Raw genomic sequence first — 13,084 nt, 5'->3', positions numbered from 1 at the left:
GCTCAGCGCGGCGAGCAGCTCGGGTCCACCGGCAGACTGCGCACCCCGTTCTTCGTCTTCGGGCCCTGCTCGATGACCCGATACTCGACCAGCACCCGGGAGCGCACCGACAGCGTGCGGCATGTGTATCTGCACCTGCTGTTCCCCACTGACGAAGCACCTGCGGCGATCCGCTGCGGCCGCCGGTCGGCGCGACATCGCTGCCAGTGCATGGCCAGCGCCGTTCCCGTAGCACCCGCCCGCACCCGTCACCGGGACCGGGCGTGCAGCGGACGCAGGGTATGAGTGTCTCCGCCCGCGCCCTAACGTCACGACACCTGTTGCGGTCCGCGCGGAGGCCGGCCTCGGGCGTTTGCAGGCATGTTGTCGGACTTGTGGTCGGCGAAGCTCGTCTGATTTGTCGGCTGGCTTGGTGCAGACAATCGCCGCGACGTCAACCTTGCCGTCTCGGCACACGACGAGCTCGCCGTTCATCTTGGTTCCTCAGCTTCGGGTCGCGTTGAGCTGGGTATTCGCGTCAGCGACATGTCCAGGACGGGACGCGCGTTCACTTGCCTCTCGGCAGCGGTGTGTCCGTTAGGCGATCGTCTACTGAAATGCCCGCATCGAGCCCCGCTCTGTACTCCAGAGCGGGGCCCTCGTGTCACCTTCGCCAGAACAGGTGGTGAGTCACGCCGCTCGGACTGGGCACGATCTCGAGGTGGAACTGGTCACGCAGCTCATCGGGTGACTCCCAGAGTCGCGCCCCGGATCCGAGCTCCACCGGCGAGACTGCCACGTGCATGGTGTCGACGAGGCCGGCGTCGAGAAACTGCCGGATGCTGGTGGCCCCGCCGCCGAGCCGGACGTCCTTGCCCTGCGCAGCGTCCCGCGCCCGCTCGAGGACCGACGCAGGGTCGGTGTCGACGAAGTGGAACGTGGTGTCGGAGAGGGTGAACGAAGGACGCTTGTGGTGGGTCAGCACGAACACCGGGGTGTGGAACGGGGGCTCGTCGCCCCACCAGCCGCGCCAGTCGTGGTCGTGCCAGGGGCCCCGCTGCGGGCCGAACTTGTTGCGGCCCATGATCTCGGCGCCGATGTTGCGGGCGAAGTCTCGCGTGAAGTAGTCGTCGAGGCCGCGGCTTCCGCCGGGGTCTGTGCGCATAGGCCAGCTCGCCGTGGCCCCGGCCCAGGCGAACATGTCGCCAGGGTCGGCGTGCCCGAACGGCTTCTCGATGCTCTGGTGTTCGCCGGCGCCGAATCCGTCACGCGAGACGTTGAAGTTCTGGACTCTCAGCAGCTGATTCACGCGGTTCCTCCTGCACTCTTGATGATGGTGAGACTGCCTCGGCACCCTCCGCGCCGCCGTCGCCCGGCGCCGTCAAGAGATGGTCGGAGCCGGCCCGGCCATCTCGACATCACCACGGAGCACCTCCTGAATAAGGGGCGTTCGTGGTCTGGACCACCGCAGGCCGGCCAAGCTCTTACGAAACGGGCCCTAGTTGCTGACCTTGCTGGTCGAGGCCGCGGGCGAGTTCAGCCGGGTTGCCCGGAGCTGACGGTGGGTGCGGGCGAGTTGCCCGCGAAGCTGGCGGAGCTCGGTGGCGAGCTCGCAACGGATCGTGGTGTCGAGCAGACGGGCGTAGTGCGATCAGTCGCGTGTCACCTACACGTCTCGCCGACTATCTAGCCCCCCTTAACTCTGACGATCTAGGGGGGCTAGAGCTATGGTCATGGTCAAGGCGATGAAGCTCCGCGAGGTCGAGGAGGCGCTGCTCGCGCAGGACTGCACGGTCCTGTCCGAGCGCGGCTCTCACACCAAACGGGGCTGTCCGTGCGGCGCACATACCGTGCCCGTCCCACGGCACACCATCGTCTCGCCCGGAGTCGTTCGAAGCATCGGCAAGCGCCTCGCGTGCCTGCCAGAAGGGTGGCTGCAGTGACCACGTACGACGTCACCGCGCGCCGCTGGGCGCGCGGCTGGGAACTTCACATCAGCCACGTCGGCGAGGAAGTCGGCGTCACACAGTCCCGCACACTCTCCTCGGCCGAGCGCATGGTCCGTGACTACCTCGAACTCGACGACCGCCCCGACGCCCAAGACGCCACCATTGCCATCACACCCGACCTCGGCGGTCAGCTCGCAAAGGAAGCCGTCGCCGCGCGCAAAGCGGTGCGCGACGCCGAGAGGGCGCAGTTGGAGGCTGCGATGAAGTCCCGCCTGATCGCCCGCCAGCTCAAGGCTGCAGGGCTCTCGGGCGCGGACATTGCCGCCGTGCTCAAAGTGTCAGCGCAGCGCGTGTCGCAGCTCCTCAACTCTGGGCAGGACCCAGTGCCGAGCCTGCGCCGTCGAACCGTGGGGCGTGCAACCGCTAAGCAGTAGCCAGGCCCAGGCCTGCTCATCCGCTCAGCTCCGCGAGATGCCCCGGCCACGGCCGACGACGCGAGCATCCGGGACAGGATCGGCCACGCCCTCGGCCACCGGTGCCGGGCGAGCACCAGAGCGAGCGCGACCCAGAGCGAGCAGAACCACGCACAGGTGACCAGATCCGCCCAGCGGGTGTAGCCGGCCTTCCGCAGGTACGCCTCCCGCAACTCCGCTGCCGCAGCCGGCCGGGAACTTGGCTTGTCAGAACGAGGCCTTGACGAGCCACCCGCCGGGCTGCGGGACGACGTCAACAGGTGGCGGACCGAACAGGATGTCGAGGTCGACGAGCACGAGCTGATCGAGGTACTCCTTGGTGTGGGGTTGAGCCGGCATCGGTCCACATGCACGGGTCGGACGTCTATCCGATCAAGGCCCCGGCCGGTGCTTCGATCACCGGGTCCGGGCCCGCCCCCGTCTCACAGCCGTCTCACGGACTGTTCACACGGGGCGGGATTTGGAAGGCCTGACCTGGAGGTTCTCTGTGCTGGCGGACCAGTTAAACCACCCTGGATCCGATCCACCCAGCTACGGATCAGAAGGTTAGGGGTTCGAGTCCCTTCGGGCGCACAAACTGCGATCTAGCCCTGACCAGCACGAACGGTCAGGGGCTAGATCGTTTCGCGATTGCTTGTGCTGTTGGCCGACCCCCACTGCGGGGAGGCGCACGGCGCGTCCGAGCTACCGTCGGCCCGACTGCTGGGGCGGCTCACCGAGCACCGCCTCGGCGTCGGGGGGTTCGCCCATCTCCGGGCCCAGGTAGACGGCTCGGCCGAGGCTCTGGGCGCAGACCAGGGAGACGCCCAGCCCGTCCCGCCACGTGACCACACCCTCGATGACGTTGCCGAAGTCGTTCACGAGTGCACCGGTTTCGGCGGACACGGTCGTGAAGTGGAAGACGGCCCAGCCGACGACCGGGCGGATGATGAGACCGGTTGGATCCGTGTCGGTACTGATCATCGCGCGCCACCCGGGCTCGGCGTAGCTCATGCTCAGCGGGACGTATGTGTTGAGCTCCTGCGCGTCTGGGGACGCCATCGCTACCTCCTGCTGGAGAACCGGATGCGTGATCACTGGCATGAGCACGCGGTCCTGCGCTCAGATACGTGGAGGCACGGAATGCGCAGTCTGCAGGCGTGCTCAAGCCAGGTCAGGTCGGTGATGATCGACACGTGCGTGCGGGTACAGCAACCTGTTCCAAGCTGTATGGATGACGGACTGGAAGCGCTGGCACGACCCGTACGACGATCCGCAGAGCCCGCTATCGGGGCGACTCCGCGCGGTGCAGCACCAGATCGGCTTCGCTCTCGATCGCGCCGCTCCGGGGCCGGTCCGGCTGCTGTCGCTCTGTGCTGGTGAGGGTCGCGACGTCCTGCCGGTCCTCGCGGAGCACCCTCGCGGTGCCGACGTCACCGGCCGCCTCGTCGAGCTCGACCCGGGCCTCTGCGCCGCGGCACGGTCGGCGGCGCCCCCCGCGATCGAGGCGGTGCAGGGCGACGCAGGCACCACGGCGCTGTGTGCTGGCGCTGCCCCGGCGGACGTCCTGCTGCTGTGCGGGATCTTCGGCAACATCCCCGACGCCGATGTGGCACGCACGGTCGCGGCCACGCCGTCCCTGCTCGCGACCGGCGGCACAGTCATCTGGACACGCCACACCTGGGCCCCGGACCTCACTCCACTCGTGCGGGCGTGGTTCTTCGAAGCGGGTGTGGAGGCGATTTCGTTTGTCACGGCGGGCCGGTGGGCCGTCGGGGCCGGAGTGCTCCGAACCGCGTCCATGCCTCTGGAGGCGCACGCGCGCCTGTTCGCCTTCAATCGCTGAGACCGCTCCCATTACGTGCCGCGGTGGGACCGAGCCGTTCGGCTTGCGGGGAGCAGCCGCATCAGAAGCGCCACGAGCACGAAGAGCCCGATCTGGGACCAGAGCACGGCGGTGAGGGCTGCGGTGTGGTCCGCTGGCCCCGGCGTCGGACCGAGCGTGGCGAAGTAGACGGCGCCGGTGGCGGCGACGCCGATGGCGCCACCGAGTTGACCGGAGGTCGTCACGATCCCCGAGGCCGCCCCGGCGTGAGCCGGGTCGACGTCGCGGAGTGCCACCTCGATGAGCGTGGGTGCGACCGCGCCCATCCCGAGCCCGGCGACGAGCAGGCCCGGGACGAGCGCGGGTCCGCTGATCTGCGGGCCCGACGAGGCGGCGGCGACGAGGAGCCCGCCCATCCCTGCGGCCATGAGCAGCGCCCCGGCCGTGGTCAGCCGTCTGCCGAGGCGCGGGGCGAGCTGACCTGCGACACCGGACGCGACGGCGATGCCCACCGACCACGCCACCAGCGTCACCCCCGTGCCGAGGGCGCTGAAGCCGTGCCCGTTCTGCAGCGTCAGCGCGAAGACGAGGAAGAACCCGGTCACGCCCGCGTACAGGCCGAGTTGCGTGACGAGGCCGCCGGCGATGCTCCGCGCGCGGAGCAGCTCCAGGGCGACAAGCGGGTTCTGGCCGCGGGCCTGCTGCCTGCGCTGGTGGGCGACGAACGCCGCGAACACTGGCAACGCGGCCACGAGCAGCCAGATGGTCCAAGCAGGCCAGCCCAGCTGTGGACCTTCGACCAACGGAAGCAACATCATCACGAGGGCGGCGGCCAGGAGCGTGACGCCAGGGAGGTCGAGCCGGTCGGCCCGTGCCGCGCGAGAGTCGGGAAGTGTCGCAGCGGTCACGGCGAGCGCAGCGAGACCGATCGGGACGTTGATGAGGAAGATCGCGCGCCATCCGAGACCGAACAGGTCCGCCGCGACGAGCGCGCCGCCGAGGAGCGGGCCACTCACCGTTCCGATCGCGGCGGTGGCGCCGTACGCCGCATACGCCTTCGACCGCTGCTCGGCGGGCACCGCGACCTGGATGACGGTGAGGATCTGCGGGATCATCACGGCCGCCGCGGCGCCCTGGGCGACCCTGCCTCCCACCAGGACGTCGGCCGTCGGGGCCAGCCCTGAGACCAGCGAGGTCAGCACGAACCCGCCGACACCTGCGAGGAACACGGGGCGGCGGCCGAAGCGGTCGCCCAGGCGGCCGCCGGTGATCAGGCCGACGCCGAACGCCAGCGCGTAGCCCGCGACCGCCCATTCGATCTGCGCGTCGCCGGCGGCGAGGTCGGCGCGCACGGCGGGCGCGGCGACGTTGACGATCGTCGTGTCGATCAGGTCCATCGCCGCAGCGGCGAGCATCGCGGCGAGCGCCCAGCGCATCCTCCGCGGGATCCGGTCACTCATCGAGGCCTCCTCTGTTCAGCAACAAACAGTACAGAGCTGCATCGTCGAAGGTGAAACAGTTTCGGCTAGGCTCATCCCGTGGCCGAGATCGAGGACTTCGTCGACGAGGGCTTCTTCGCCTGGATGTCCGTGTGGAAGGCCCAGGCGCTCGCCGCGCGAGGGATCGAGAAGGCCATGCGCGAGCACGCCGGCCTGACGCTGACGTGGGGTGAGGTGCTGTCCCGGCTCGGCGCGGCCGAGGGTGGGCGGCTGCCCATGACGGAGCTGGCGCGCCAGGTGTTCGTCTCGAAGAGTGGCGTGAGTCAGCTGGTCACGGCCATGGGCAAACAGGGTCTCGTCGAGCGACAGGGCGATCCTGAGAACCTGCGGGTCACCTATGCGGTGCTGACCGACCGCGGACGCGAAGTGCTCGCGTCCTCCACCACGACCTTCCTCGCCGCGATCCGCGAGCACTTCGGCCGCCACGTCTCACCGGAGGAGGGGCGCACCGTCGCGGCGGTGATGAACCGCGTCGTCACGGCCCACGGCGCCACACCGGAGACGCCGGACGCGGCCGCGGCGATCGACAACCTCTACCGCGTGGTGGGTGCCCGGCGACCGCAGCCGTGAGCCAGGCCGCCTCGCCGCTGCTCAAGTGGCCGACCGCTCCCAGGACCGGGGCGCCGACGGGGCGTCCGGCCGGTCCTGGAACGTGCGGCGGCGCACGGCAGGGGAGAGCCGGCAGAGGCGGAACCAGGCCCGGGTGGCCATCGTGCGGAGCGGGTTGTGCGCCAGCATCCGGTCCCTGGTCTTCAGCGCCGCGCGTACTGCGGCGTAGCCGTGGTCGCGAAGGGCGTCCTCGTAGTCGCCGATGGCGGCCAGCAGGTCCTGTTCCCCGCCGGCAGCCGCGCTCAGCCGTCGGGCCAGCAGCCGGGCGTCGCGCATCGCGGCGTTCCCGCCCAGGCCGCCGGTGGCCGGCATGGTGTGGATCGCGTCGCCGAGCACTGTGACGCGGGTGCTCGGCCATGCGGGGATCTCGGGTGAGGCGGTGAAGACGGTGCATCCACGGCTCTCGGGGTCGGACTCGGCCAGCACTCGGCGCAGGTCCGGATGCCAATGGGCGATCAGGTCGTCTGCGAGGTCCCGGAGCGCGGCGGAGTCGAGGGTCGCCAGGTCCGGCGGGAGCCGGGCGGGGTCGGTGACCAGCGCGCAGAGGATGTAGGGCGTCTCGATGCCGGGTGGCACGTCCCCGGCCAGCCGCTCCAGTACCGCACGGGCGTCGTGTGGCGGTTCGTACGCGGCGGTGAACAGCGCGAGCGGGCCGTGGTCCATCACGAGGTTCATCCCGTGCTGCAGTCGCCGCGGCACCCACGCGCGGGTCTCCTCGGTGAGCCATGTCTTCTGGCCCACCCCGCCGACGCCGACCGGCTGGGGCTCGGCGGCGGGCAGGTACTGCCTGCGCACCCGGGAGCCGACGCCGTCGGCGCCGACCAGCACGTCCCCGACGACACGGGTCCCGTCCGCAAAGTGTGCGGCGACCCGGTCGTCGGCCGTGTGCTCGTAGCCGACGAACTCCGCGCCGAACGCCACCACGTCCCCGAGCCCGGAGAGCAGCAGCCTGCGCAGAGTGCGGCGGTCCACCGCGTAGTGGCTCTCCGCCGGGTCGGCGGCGAGGTGGGGATAGCTGATCGACTCCTCCACCACGACGAGCTCGGAGAGTTGCGGGGTGAGGAACGCGAAGTCGCCACCGGGACCAGCGGTGGCGAGGAACGCCTCCCACAGCGGCGCGGGCAGGCACGCGCGCAGCGAGCGGGCGCCCGCCGGGTCGACGTGGATGCGGTAGCCCTCCCAGCGGCTCGCGGGGTGGTCGTCGCGCTCGAACACCCGGACCGCGACGCCCGCCTTGCGCAGGCCCTGGGCCAGGCACAGCCCGCCGATCCCGCCCCCGATGACAATGACCTCGAGCGGCTCGCCCACGTCGTCCCCCCTCGCGTTTCCACCAACCACTTGGTTGACGCTAGCGCGCGCTCCGTGGCATCACAAGGCGGGGACCCGTCAGCTGCTCGCGCCGGCGTGGTGTGCGGCGAACCATGCGACCCAGCGCCGCTGGCCGCGGGTCTCCACGGCCCGCGGCCGATAGTGCTCGCGCGTCCACCGCACGGCGTCCTCGGCGGGATGCCCGGCCAGCACCGCCATGCACGCGATCACCGTCCCGGTGCGGCCGACGCCGCCGTCGCACGCCACCTCGACGCGCTGCCCCGCACGGGCGAGGAGGTAGGCGCGCCGGATCGCGGCGGCCGCGGCGTCACCGTCCCGCGGCGTGCGGAAGTCCGGCCAGTCGATCCACTCGGCCGGCCAGTCGGGCCGCCATACGGGCCTGCGGCGCACCATGAACCGTCGTGGAGCGTCCGGCGGACCCCCCAGGTAGAGGCCGTGGTCCGGGCGGGGACCTTCCGGCATCCCGGAATGTCGGCCCCTGCCTCGGACCACCGTGCCGTCCGGAAGCGGCGTCGCACCTCGCAGCGCTTCGTTCATCCGGGCATCCTGCCCGAACCGGGATCAGTAGCCGGGCTGCATCGACTCCACACGTCCGATGAGGAACTTCTGCTCGGCGGAGTTGTCGGTGAGCGTCAGGGCTGCCCGGTAGGCCACGACGGCCTCGGCGTCGCGGCCGAGCCGGTGCAGGAGGTCCGCCTTCGTGGCCGGCAGGTACCGGTAGCCGGCCAGTCGCCCGTCGCGCTCGAGCCTCTCCACCTCGGCGAGCGCCGGTTCAGGGCCGTCGGCCATCGACACCGCCACGGCCCGGTTGAGCGCCACGACCGGCGACGGCCAGATCCGCAGCATCTCGTCGTAGAGCACCCGGATCTGGGCCCAGTCGGTGTCGGCGTAGCTCGGAGCCTGCGCGTGGAGCGCGGCGATCGCGGCCTGCAGCGTGAAGCGTCCCGGCGGGCCGGCGGTGAGCGCCGCCACCACGAGCCGGTCGGCTTCGGCTATCAGCTCGCGGTCCCAGGCGGTTCGGTCCTGTTCCTCGAGCCGCAGCAGCCGGCCGTCCGGGTCGGTGCGGGTGGCGCGGCGGGCGTGGTGCGCGAGCAGCAGTGCGAGTAACCCGGCGGCCTCGCGCTCGTCGGGAAGGAGCCTGCGCAGCATCCGGGCCAGGTCGAGCGCGCGGGCGGTGAGTTCGTCACGCACGAGGTCGGCCCCGGAGTGCGCGGTGTGGCCCGCGGAGTAGAGCAGGTGGATCACGGTGAGCACGGCGTCGACCCGTTCGGGGCGCTCCGCCGCCGACGGTACGGCGTAGCGGATGCGCGCGGCCGTGATCTTCTTCTTTGCCCGCGTGAGCCGGGCCGCCATCGTCGCCTCGGCCACGAGGAACGCCTGGGCGATGTCGGGTGTGGCCACGCCGCAGACGAGCCGCAGCGTCAGCGCGATCTGCGCCTCCTGGGCGAGCGCGGGGTGGCAGCAGGTGAAGATCAACCGTAGGCGGTCGTCCGGGATCGTGTCGGGGTCGGCGGGCTCCGGCATCTCCGTCTCCTCCGCCTCCATCAGCAGCGGCAACTTGCTCTCGAATGTGCGCCGCGAGCGCGCCGAGTTCAGCGCGTTGCGTCTGGCCACAGTGGTGAGCCACGCGCCGGGACGGTCCGGCACGCCGTCGCGCGCCCAGGTGCGCAGCGCCTGCACGTAGGCGTCCTGCACCGCCTCCTCGGCGGCGTCGACGTCGCGGGAGACGCGCACCGTCGCGGCGAGCACGTAGGCCCACTCGCGGCGGTGCGCGTCCGCAACGGCGCGCTCGACGTCCGCCATCAGCTCCCTGCCGAGAACTCCAGGCCGAGGAGCGGCCGTATCTCCACGCCGCCGTCCATGATCGGCGTCATCTTCGCGAGCTCGATCGCGTGGTCGAGGTCCCGTGCCTCGATGACGAAGATGCCGGCCAGCGCCTCCTTCGTCTCGATGAACGGGCCGTCGGTCACCAGGCCGTTGCGGATCGTCGTCGCCGTCGAGGTGGGCTCGAAGGCGAGACCGCCCACCTCGCGCCCGCCGTGCTCGACGATCCGCTTCGGCAGGTTCCCGTGGGCCTCCATGACCTCTGGCGGGATGTCGGCCACTCCGCCGGGGGTCTCGCGCTCGTACATGAGCACGGCGTACTGGGTCATCGTGTTGTCGGCCATCAGACGGCCACCTCCCTGGTGAACGTTCACATGTTCCGGGTGCCGCCGGCGATCCTGCCTCCTACGGCCCCTATCTGAACGACACGCGGGGCGAGCCGGAATCAACAGCCCGGCGGGCGGAACCTACTGTCCGCTGACCAGCCGCGCGAGCACCGCGTGCACCTGCTCGACGTCGGGCGGCTCGGGGGCGCAGAAGCAGCGCAGGAACAGGCCGTCGACGGCTGCGGCCACCCCGGCCCGTTCCACGGGGTCGGCGATGTGCGGTGCCAGGAACGCGTCCACGCCGTCGGCCCAGCGGAGGGCCTCCGGCTGCAGGGCGGGGCGCCGGGCGGACATGAGGAACAGCTCGTACTCCGCAGCGGCGTAAGCGCGCCGCGCCCCCGTGCTCTCGACGACGAGCCGGGCGAGCGCCCGTACCGGGTTCGGGGAGGCTGAGCACTCGGCGAGCCGCTCCAGGTAGTCGTCGTTGCATGCGGTGAGGGCCGCGACGAGCAGGTCGTCGACCGCCGGGAAGTAATAGGTGACCGCGCTGGGCGGCACGTCCGCCTCATGCGCCACCACCCGCTGGCTCACCGCGGCCAGCCCGTCGCGCTCGATCACCCGCATCGTGGCCTCGATGAGCAGCCGCCGCCGGCGCTCGCCCTTGCGGCGACGGCCGTCGGTGGGCACGGGGGCCTTAGCGGTGTTCACCCTGTCAGGACTGCCCGGCGGGGTGGTGGGCGCCGAGTTCCAGCGCGAGCACCCCGGCGATGACGAGCGCGATGCCGCCGACCTGCACCCACGTCATGTTCTCGCCGAGGAACACCGCCCCGATGATCGCCACGAATGCGACGCCGACCGCTGACCAGGCGCCGTAGGCGACGCCGATCCCCATGCCGCGGGTGAGGGCCTGCGACAGCATCGCGAACGCCGCGATGTAGCCGACGACCACGACGATCGACGGGACGAGGCGCGTGAACCCCTCTGAGAGCTTCAGTGCCGTGGTGGCGGTGACCTCGGTGACGATCGCGCCGGCGAGGAACAACCAGGGCATCTCTACCTCCGTGCACGAAACCTGAGCGACTGCTCCAGATTAGCATTTTCTGGAGCAGTCGCTCAGGTTCTTTCGGGCTCAGTGTGCCTCGGACGGTGTGCGGCGGTAGCCCACCACCGTCGCCGCGATGCCGGCCGCGAAGGCCAGGACGATCCCGATCCCGCGGACCCACGTGCCGATGAGGATGCCGATCGAGTCGACGGCGAACAGACCGTAGGTCGACCCGCTCAGGACGTAGCCGAGGATCTCCGAGAGCGCGACCAGCACGGCCACGATCGGCGCCCATCGCCGGGTGCTGAAGGCAACCAGCGCGGCGGCCGCGACGAGCAGCACGAGCCCGGGCGGCACGGAGGGCATGGCGGCGCCGGAGAACCGCAGCACGAGGATGCCGACGGCGCCCGCGACGAGCCCGATCACGGTGGTGCCGCGGGCGCCTGACCAGCGGTTGGTGGAAGACAAGTGGATCACGCTCCTGTGTGTTCCGTCGGTGCCACGAGAATCGCGAACCGGGGTCGCGTGCGCGTCCCGCCTCCGGCGACAGCTGGTGTGCCGTCGGTGAGGTAGGCGGGAGGGGCTGCGCTACCCCAGGCGGAGTACGGCGGGTGCAGCCCTACTGCAGGCCCCGCCAGAAGTCGCAGCGGTGCTCCCGCCCAATGTCGACCGGGCCCGTGGCGGCCGTCGAGATGGAGATCGCGCCCCCCTCGCGGAACGTGGGCCAGTCGGGACCGGGCACGCCGGTCGAGGCGAACGTCGACCACCAGCGGATCAGCTGCTCCGCCAGCGCGTTCTGCTCCGGCGTGCGCGACGGCGGCGGTGCCCCGGGGAACGCACTGTCGAAGAAATACGGCACGTCCGCGCCGTGCTGTGCCCCGAGCGGCATCGTGCCGTCCGAACCAGGCAAAGGTTCGGCGAACTCGAACTCGAACCCGTACACGGGCGAGCGGACCGCGTCGAACAGGTCGACCTGGGAGCACGTCCCGACCATGCGGCCCTCGTCCGTGAGCGCCGTGGCGAGCGCAATGCTCGGAGTCGGGTAGCCGGTCACCGGGTACTGCGCCAGCACCTCAGCCGCGTCGGTGCCGTAGAGGTCCTCGATGATCTGCGGGTACTGCTCGGCGCTGACGGGGCGGCCCGCGGCGTCGTAGGCGAGCCCCACCCAGAAGCGCATCTCGTCGCGGGTGACACCGTGGATGAGCGGGACGTCGTTGGCCCGGCCCGCGCGGAACGCCTCGATCGGCTGCAGGGGCAGCACCGTGGTTCCGGCGACGGGGAACCACGGCAGCGAGGCGATGTACCGGTGGGCCTGCTCGAGTTCCGCCTCGCCCAGCCCGACCAGCTCCGCGAACGGCAGGGCGCGCAGACACGCCGACGCCTGCCCCTCGTCGGCGCAGCCCAGCTGCTCCGCGGTCCCGACCCCGCGCCGCTCGGCGGTCTCCCTGGTCAGCACGTCGTTGGAGCACGGCCCGCTCTGCACGATTGCCTTGTGGAAGAGCCCTTGCGCGCCGGGCGAGACCAACTGCGAGCAGACGCTGAACGCCCCCGCCGACTCGCCCCAGAGCGTCACGTTGCCCGGGTCACCGCCGAACGCCCCGATGTTGCGCTGCACCCACCGCAGCGCGGCCTGCTGGTCGGCGAGGCCGAAGTTGCCCACGGTCGGATCGTCCAGCGCTGGGTGGGCGAGGAACCCGAGTGCGCCGAGCCGGTAGTTCACCGTCACCACGACGACCTGCCCCTGGTCGGTGATCCGAGCAGGGTCGTAGGGGGCGCCCTGACCTCCGGTGAAGCCACCGCCGTGCAGGAAGACCATCACGGGCAGCGGGCGGCCGGACGGGGCCGGGGTGTCGACGTTGAGGAACAGGCAGTCCTCGCTGCCCTGCACGACCGGTCGCCCGTCGGGCCCGGTCTCCCAGGTCTGGGGGCAGAACGCGCCCGGCTGGGTGGCGTCGCGTACGCCGTGCCACGGTGGTGCCGGTTGCGGTGCCCGGAAGCGCAGCTCGCCGACCGGTGGTGCTGCGTACGGGATGCCCTGGAAGCGGTGGTGCCCGTCGGTCACGGTGCCCTGGACGAGTCCGGCGCTGGTCTCGACCACGCCGTCGTCCGGCGGTGGGCCGGTGGGCGCCGCGGCCGTGGCGGTGCAGGCCGCGGTGAGCGCGAGCGCGACACCGCAGGCGGCTGAGGAGGGTCCGGATGCGTGATCTCATGCCGCTGACGATCGCGGCGGGCGTCTGGGCACGTCGTCGG

At 71.2% G+C, this 13,084-nt stretch carries 16 protein-coding genes; 4 read left to right on the top strand and 12 right to left on the bottom strand.

Annotation, left to right across the window (positions count from 1 at the left end):
* Positions 1–643: 643 nt before the first annotated feature.
* A complete protein-coding gene (locus ABD143_RS04895) occupies positions 644–1,288 on the bottom strand; it encodes a dihydrofolate reductase family protein (protein ID WP_343971833.1) in 645 nt (214 codons plus the stop codon).
* A 424-nt stretch (positions 1,289–1,712) separates the two neighbouring features.
* On the opposite strand from ABD143_RS04895, the gene ABD143_RS04890 reads away from it, so the two are divergent.
* Positions 1,713–1,922 (top strand): type II toxin-antitoxin system HicA family toxin, encoded by a 210-nt coding sequence (locus ABD143_RS04890; protein WP_343971831.1) that lies wholly within the window; start codon positions 1,713–1,715, stop codon positions 1,920–1,922.
* Positions 1,919–2,362, top strand: a complete 444-nt coding sequence (locus tag ABD143_RS04885; protein ID WP_343971829.1) for a hypothetical protein — start codon at positions 1,919–1,921, stop codon at positions 2,360–2,362. The genes ABD143_RS04890 and ABD143_RS04885 overlap by 4 nt, the downstream gene beginning before the upstream one ends.
* Positions 2,363–2,608: 246 nt before the next feature.
* Here the strand turns inward: ABD143_RS04885 and ABD143_RS04880 are convergent, their stop codons facing one another.
* Together ABD143_RS04880 and ABD143_RS04875 are read right to left on the bottom strand one after the other, a co-directional pair.
* On the bottom strand, positions 2,609–2,740 hold the full coding sequence (locus ABD143_RS04880; protein ID WP_343971828.1) for a hypothetical protein: 132 nt from the start codon (positions 2,738–2,740) through the stop codon (positions 2,609–2,611).
* 345 nt (positions 2,741–3,085) lie between these two features.
* Positions 3,086–3,442 carry a hypothetical protein gene (locus ABD143_RS04875; protein ID WP_343971827.1) on the bottom strand — a complete coding sequence of 119 codons (357 nt, stop codon included), beginning with the start codon at positions 3,440–3,442 and terminating at the stop codon, positions 3,086–3,088.
* Between the two features lie 172 nt (positions 3,443–3,614).
* On the opposite strand from ABD143_RS04875, the gene ABD143_RS04870 reads away from it, so the two are divergent.
* Positions 3,615–4,226 carry a class I SAM-dependent methyltransferase gene (locus ABD143_RS04870; RefSeq protein WP_343971826.1) on the top strand — a complete coding sequence of 204 codons (612 nt, stop codon included), beginning with the start codon at positions 3,615–3,617 and terminating at the stop codon, positions 4,224–4,226.
* 11 nt (positions 4,227–4,237) lie between these two features.
* Here ABD143_RS04870 and ABD143_RS04865 read toward each other — a convergent pair whose 3' ends face one another.
* Positions 4,238–5,665 carry an MFS transporter gene (locus ABD143_RS04865; RefSeq protein WP_343971825.1) on the bottom strand — a complete coding sequence of 476 codons (1,428 nt, stop codon included), beginning with the start codon at positions 5,663–5,665 and terminating at the stop codon, positions 4,238–4,240.
* 78 nt (positions 5,666–5,743) lie between these two features.
* On the opposite strand from ABD143_RS04865, the gene ABD143_RS04860 reads away from it, so the two are divergent.
* Complete coding sequence (locus ABD143_RS04860; protein WP_343971824.1) at positions 5,744–6,274, top strand: MarR family winged helix-turn-helix transcriptional regulator; 531 nt, start codon at positions 5,744–5,746, stop codon at positions 6,272–6,274.
* 21 nt (positions 6,275–6,295) lie between these two features.
* Here ABD143_RS04860 and ABD143_RS04855 read toward each other — a convergent pair whose 3' ends face one another.
* The 8 genes from ABD143_RS04855 to ABD143_RS04820 form a co-directional block, all read right to left on the bottom strand.
* A complete protein-coding gene (locus tag ABD143_RS04855) occupies positions 6,296–7,621 on the bottom strand; it encodes an FAD-dependent oxidoreductase (RefSeq protein WP_343971823.1) in 1,326 nt (441 codons plus the stop codon).
* Between the two features lie 78 nt (positions 7,622–7,699).
* A complete protein-coding gene (locus tag ABD143_RS04850) occupies positions 7,700–8,104 on the bottom strand; it encodes a protein-tyrosine phosphatase family protein (protein ID WP_343971822.1) in 405 nt (134 codons plus the stop codon).
* 99 nt (positions 8,105–8,203) lie between these two features.
* A complete protein-coding gene (locus tag ABD143_RS04845; RefSeq protein WP_343971821.1) occupies positions 8,204–9,445 on the bottom strand; it encodes an RNA polymerase sigma factor in 1,242 nt (413 codons plus the stop codon).
* Positions 9,445–9,810, bottom strand: coding sequence for a YciI family protein (locus ABD143_RS04840; RefSeq protein WP_343971820.1), 366 nt, complete (start codon positions 9,808–9,810; stop codon positions 9,445–9,447). The genes ABD143_RS04845 and ABD143_RS04840 overlap by 1 nt, the downstream gene beginning before the upstream one ends.
* 123 nt (positions 9,811–9,933) lie before the next feature.
* The gene (locus ABD143_RS04835; RefSeq protein WP_343971819.1) at positions 9,934–10,500 is read right to left on the bottom strand and encodes a TetR/AcrR family transcriptional regulator; all 567 of its coding nucleotides are present in this window, start codon (positions 10,498–10,500) and stop codon (positions 9,934–9,936) included.
* A gap of 4 nt (positions 10,501–10,504) precedes the next feature.
* On the bottom strand, positions 10,505–10,843 hold the full coding sequence (locus ABD143_RS04830; RefSeq protein WP_343971818.1) for a DMT family transporter: 339 nt from the start codon (positions 10,841–10,843) through the stop codon (positions 10,505–10,507).
* 78 nt (positions 10,844–10,921) lie between these two features.
* On the bottom strand, positions 10,922–11,302 hold the full coding sequence (locus tag ABD143_RS04825; protein WP_343971817.1) for a hypothetical protein: 381 nt from the start codon (positions 11,300–11,302) through the stop codon (positions 10,922–10,924).
* Positions 11,303–11,453: 151 nt separating this feature from the next.
* Complete coding sequence (locus ABD143_RS04820; protein ID WP_343971816.1) at positions 11,454–12,932, bottom strand: carboxylesterase/lipase family protein; 1,479 nt, start codon at positions 12,930–12,932, stop codon at positions 11,454–11,456.
* Positions 12,933–13,084: the final 152 nt, after the last annotated feature.

The organism is Pseudonocardia aurantiaca (genome assembly GCF_039526725.1).
Classification (GTDB): domain Bacteria; phylum Actinomycetota; class Actinomycetes; order Mycobacteriales; family Pseudonocardiaceae; genus Pseudonocardia; species Pseudonocardia aurantiaca.
The sequence above is the reverse complement of the archived record's forward strand: the minus strand, read 5'-3'. Positions and strand labels throughout refer to the sequence as shown.

Bases quoted from the DNA above. Each gene is read 5' to 3' on its own strand.
- ABD143_RS04890 (WP_343971831.1), top strand. From the start codon at position 1,713: ATGGTCAAGGCGATGAAGCTCCGCGAGGTCGAGGAGGCGCTGCTCGCG.
- ABD143_RS04880 (WP_343971828.1), bottom strand. From the start codon at position 2,740: ATGCCGGCTCAACCCCACACCAAGGAGTACCTCGATCAGCTCGTGCTC.
- ABD143_RS04875 (WP_343971827.1), bottom strand. From the start codon at position 3,442: ATGGCGTCCCCAGACGCGCAGGAGCTCAACACATACGTCCCGCTGAGC.
- ABD143_RS04870 (WP_343971826.1), top strand. From the start codon at position 3,615: ATGACGGACTGGAAGCGCTGGCACGACCCGTACGACGATCCGCAGAGC.
- ABD143_RS04865 (WP_343971825.1), bottom strand. From the start codon at position 5,665: ATGAGTGACCGGATCCCGCGGAGGATGCGCTGGGCGCTCGCCGCGATG.
- ABD143_RS04850 (WP_343971822.1), bottom strand. From the start codon at position 8,104: ATGCCGGAAGGTCCCCGCCCGGACCACGGCCTCTACCTGGGGGGTCCG.
- ABD143_RS04845 (WP_343971821.1), bottom strand. From the start codon at position 9,445: ATGGCGGACGTCGAGCGCGCCGTTGCGGACGCGCACCGCCGCGAGTGG.
- ABD143_RS04840 (WP_343971820.1), bottom strand. From the start codon at position 9,810: ATGGCCGACAACACGATGACCCAGTACGCCGTGCTCATGTACGAGCGC.
- ABD143_RS04830 (WP_343971818.1), bottom strand. From the start codon at position 10,843: ATGCCCTGGTTGTTCCTCGCCGGCGCGATCGTCACCGAGGTCACCGCC.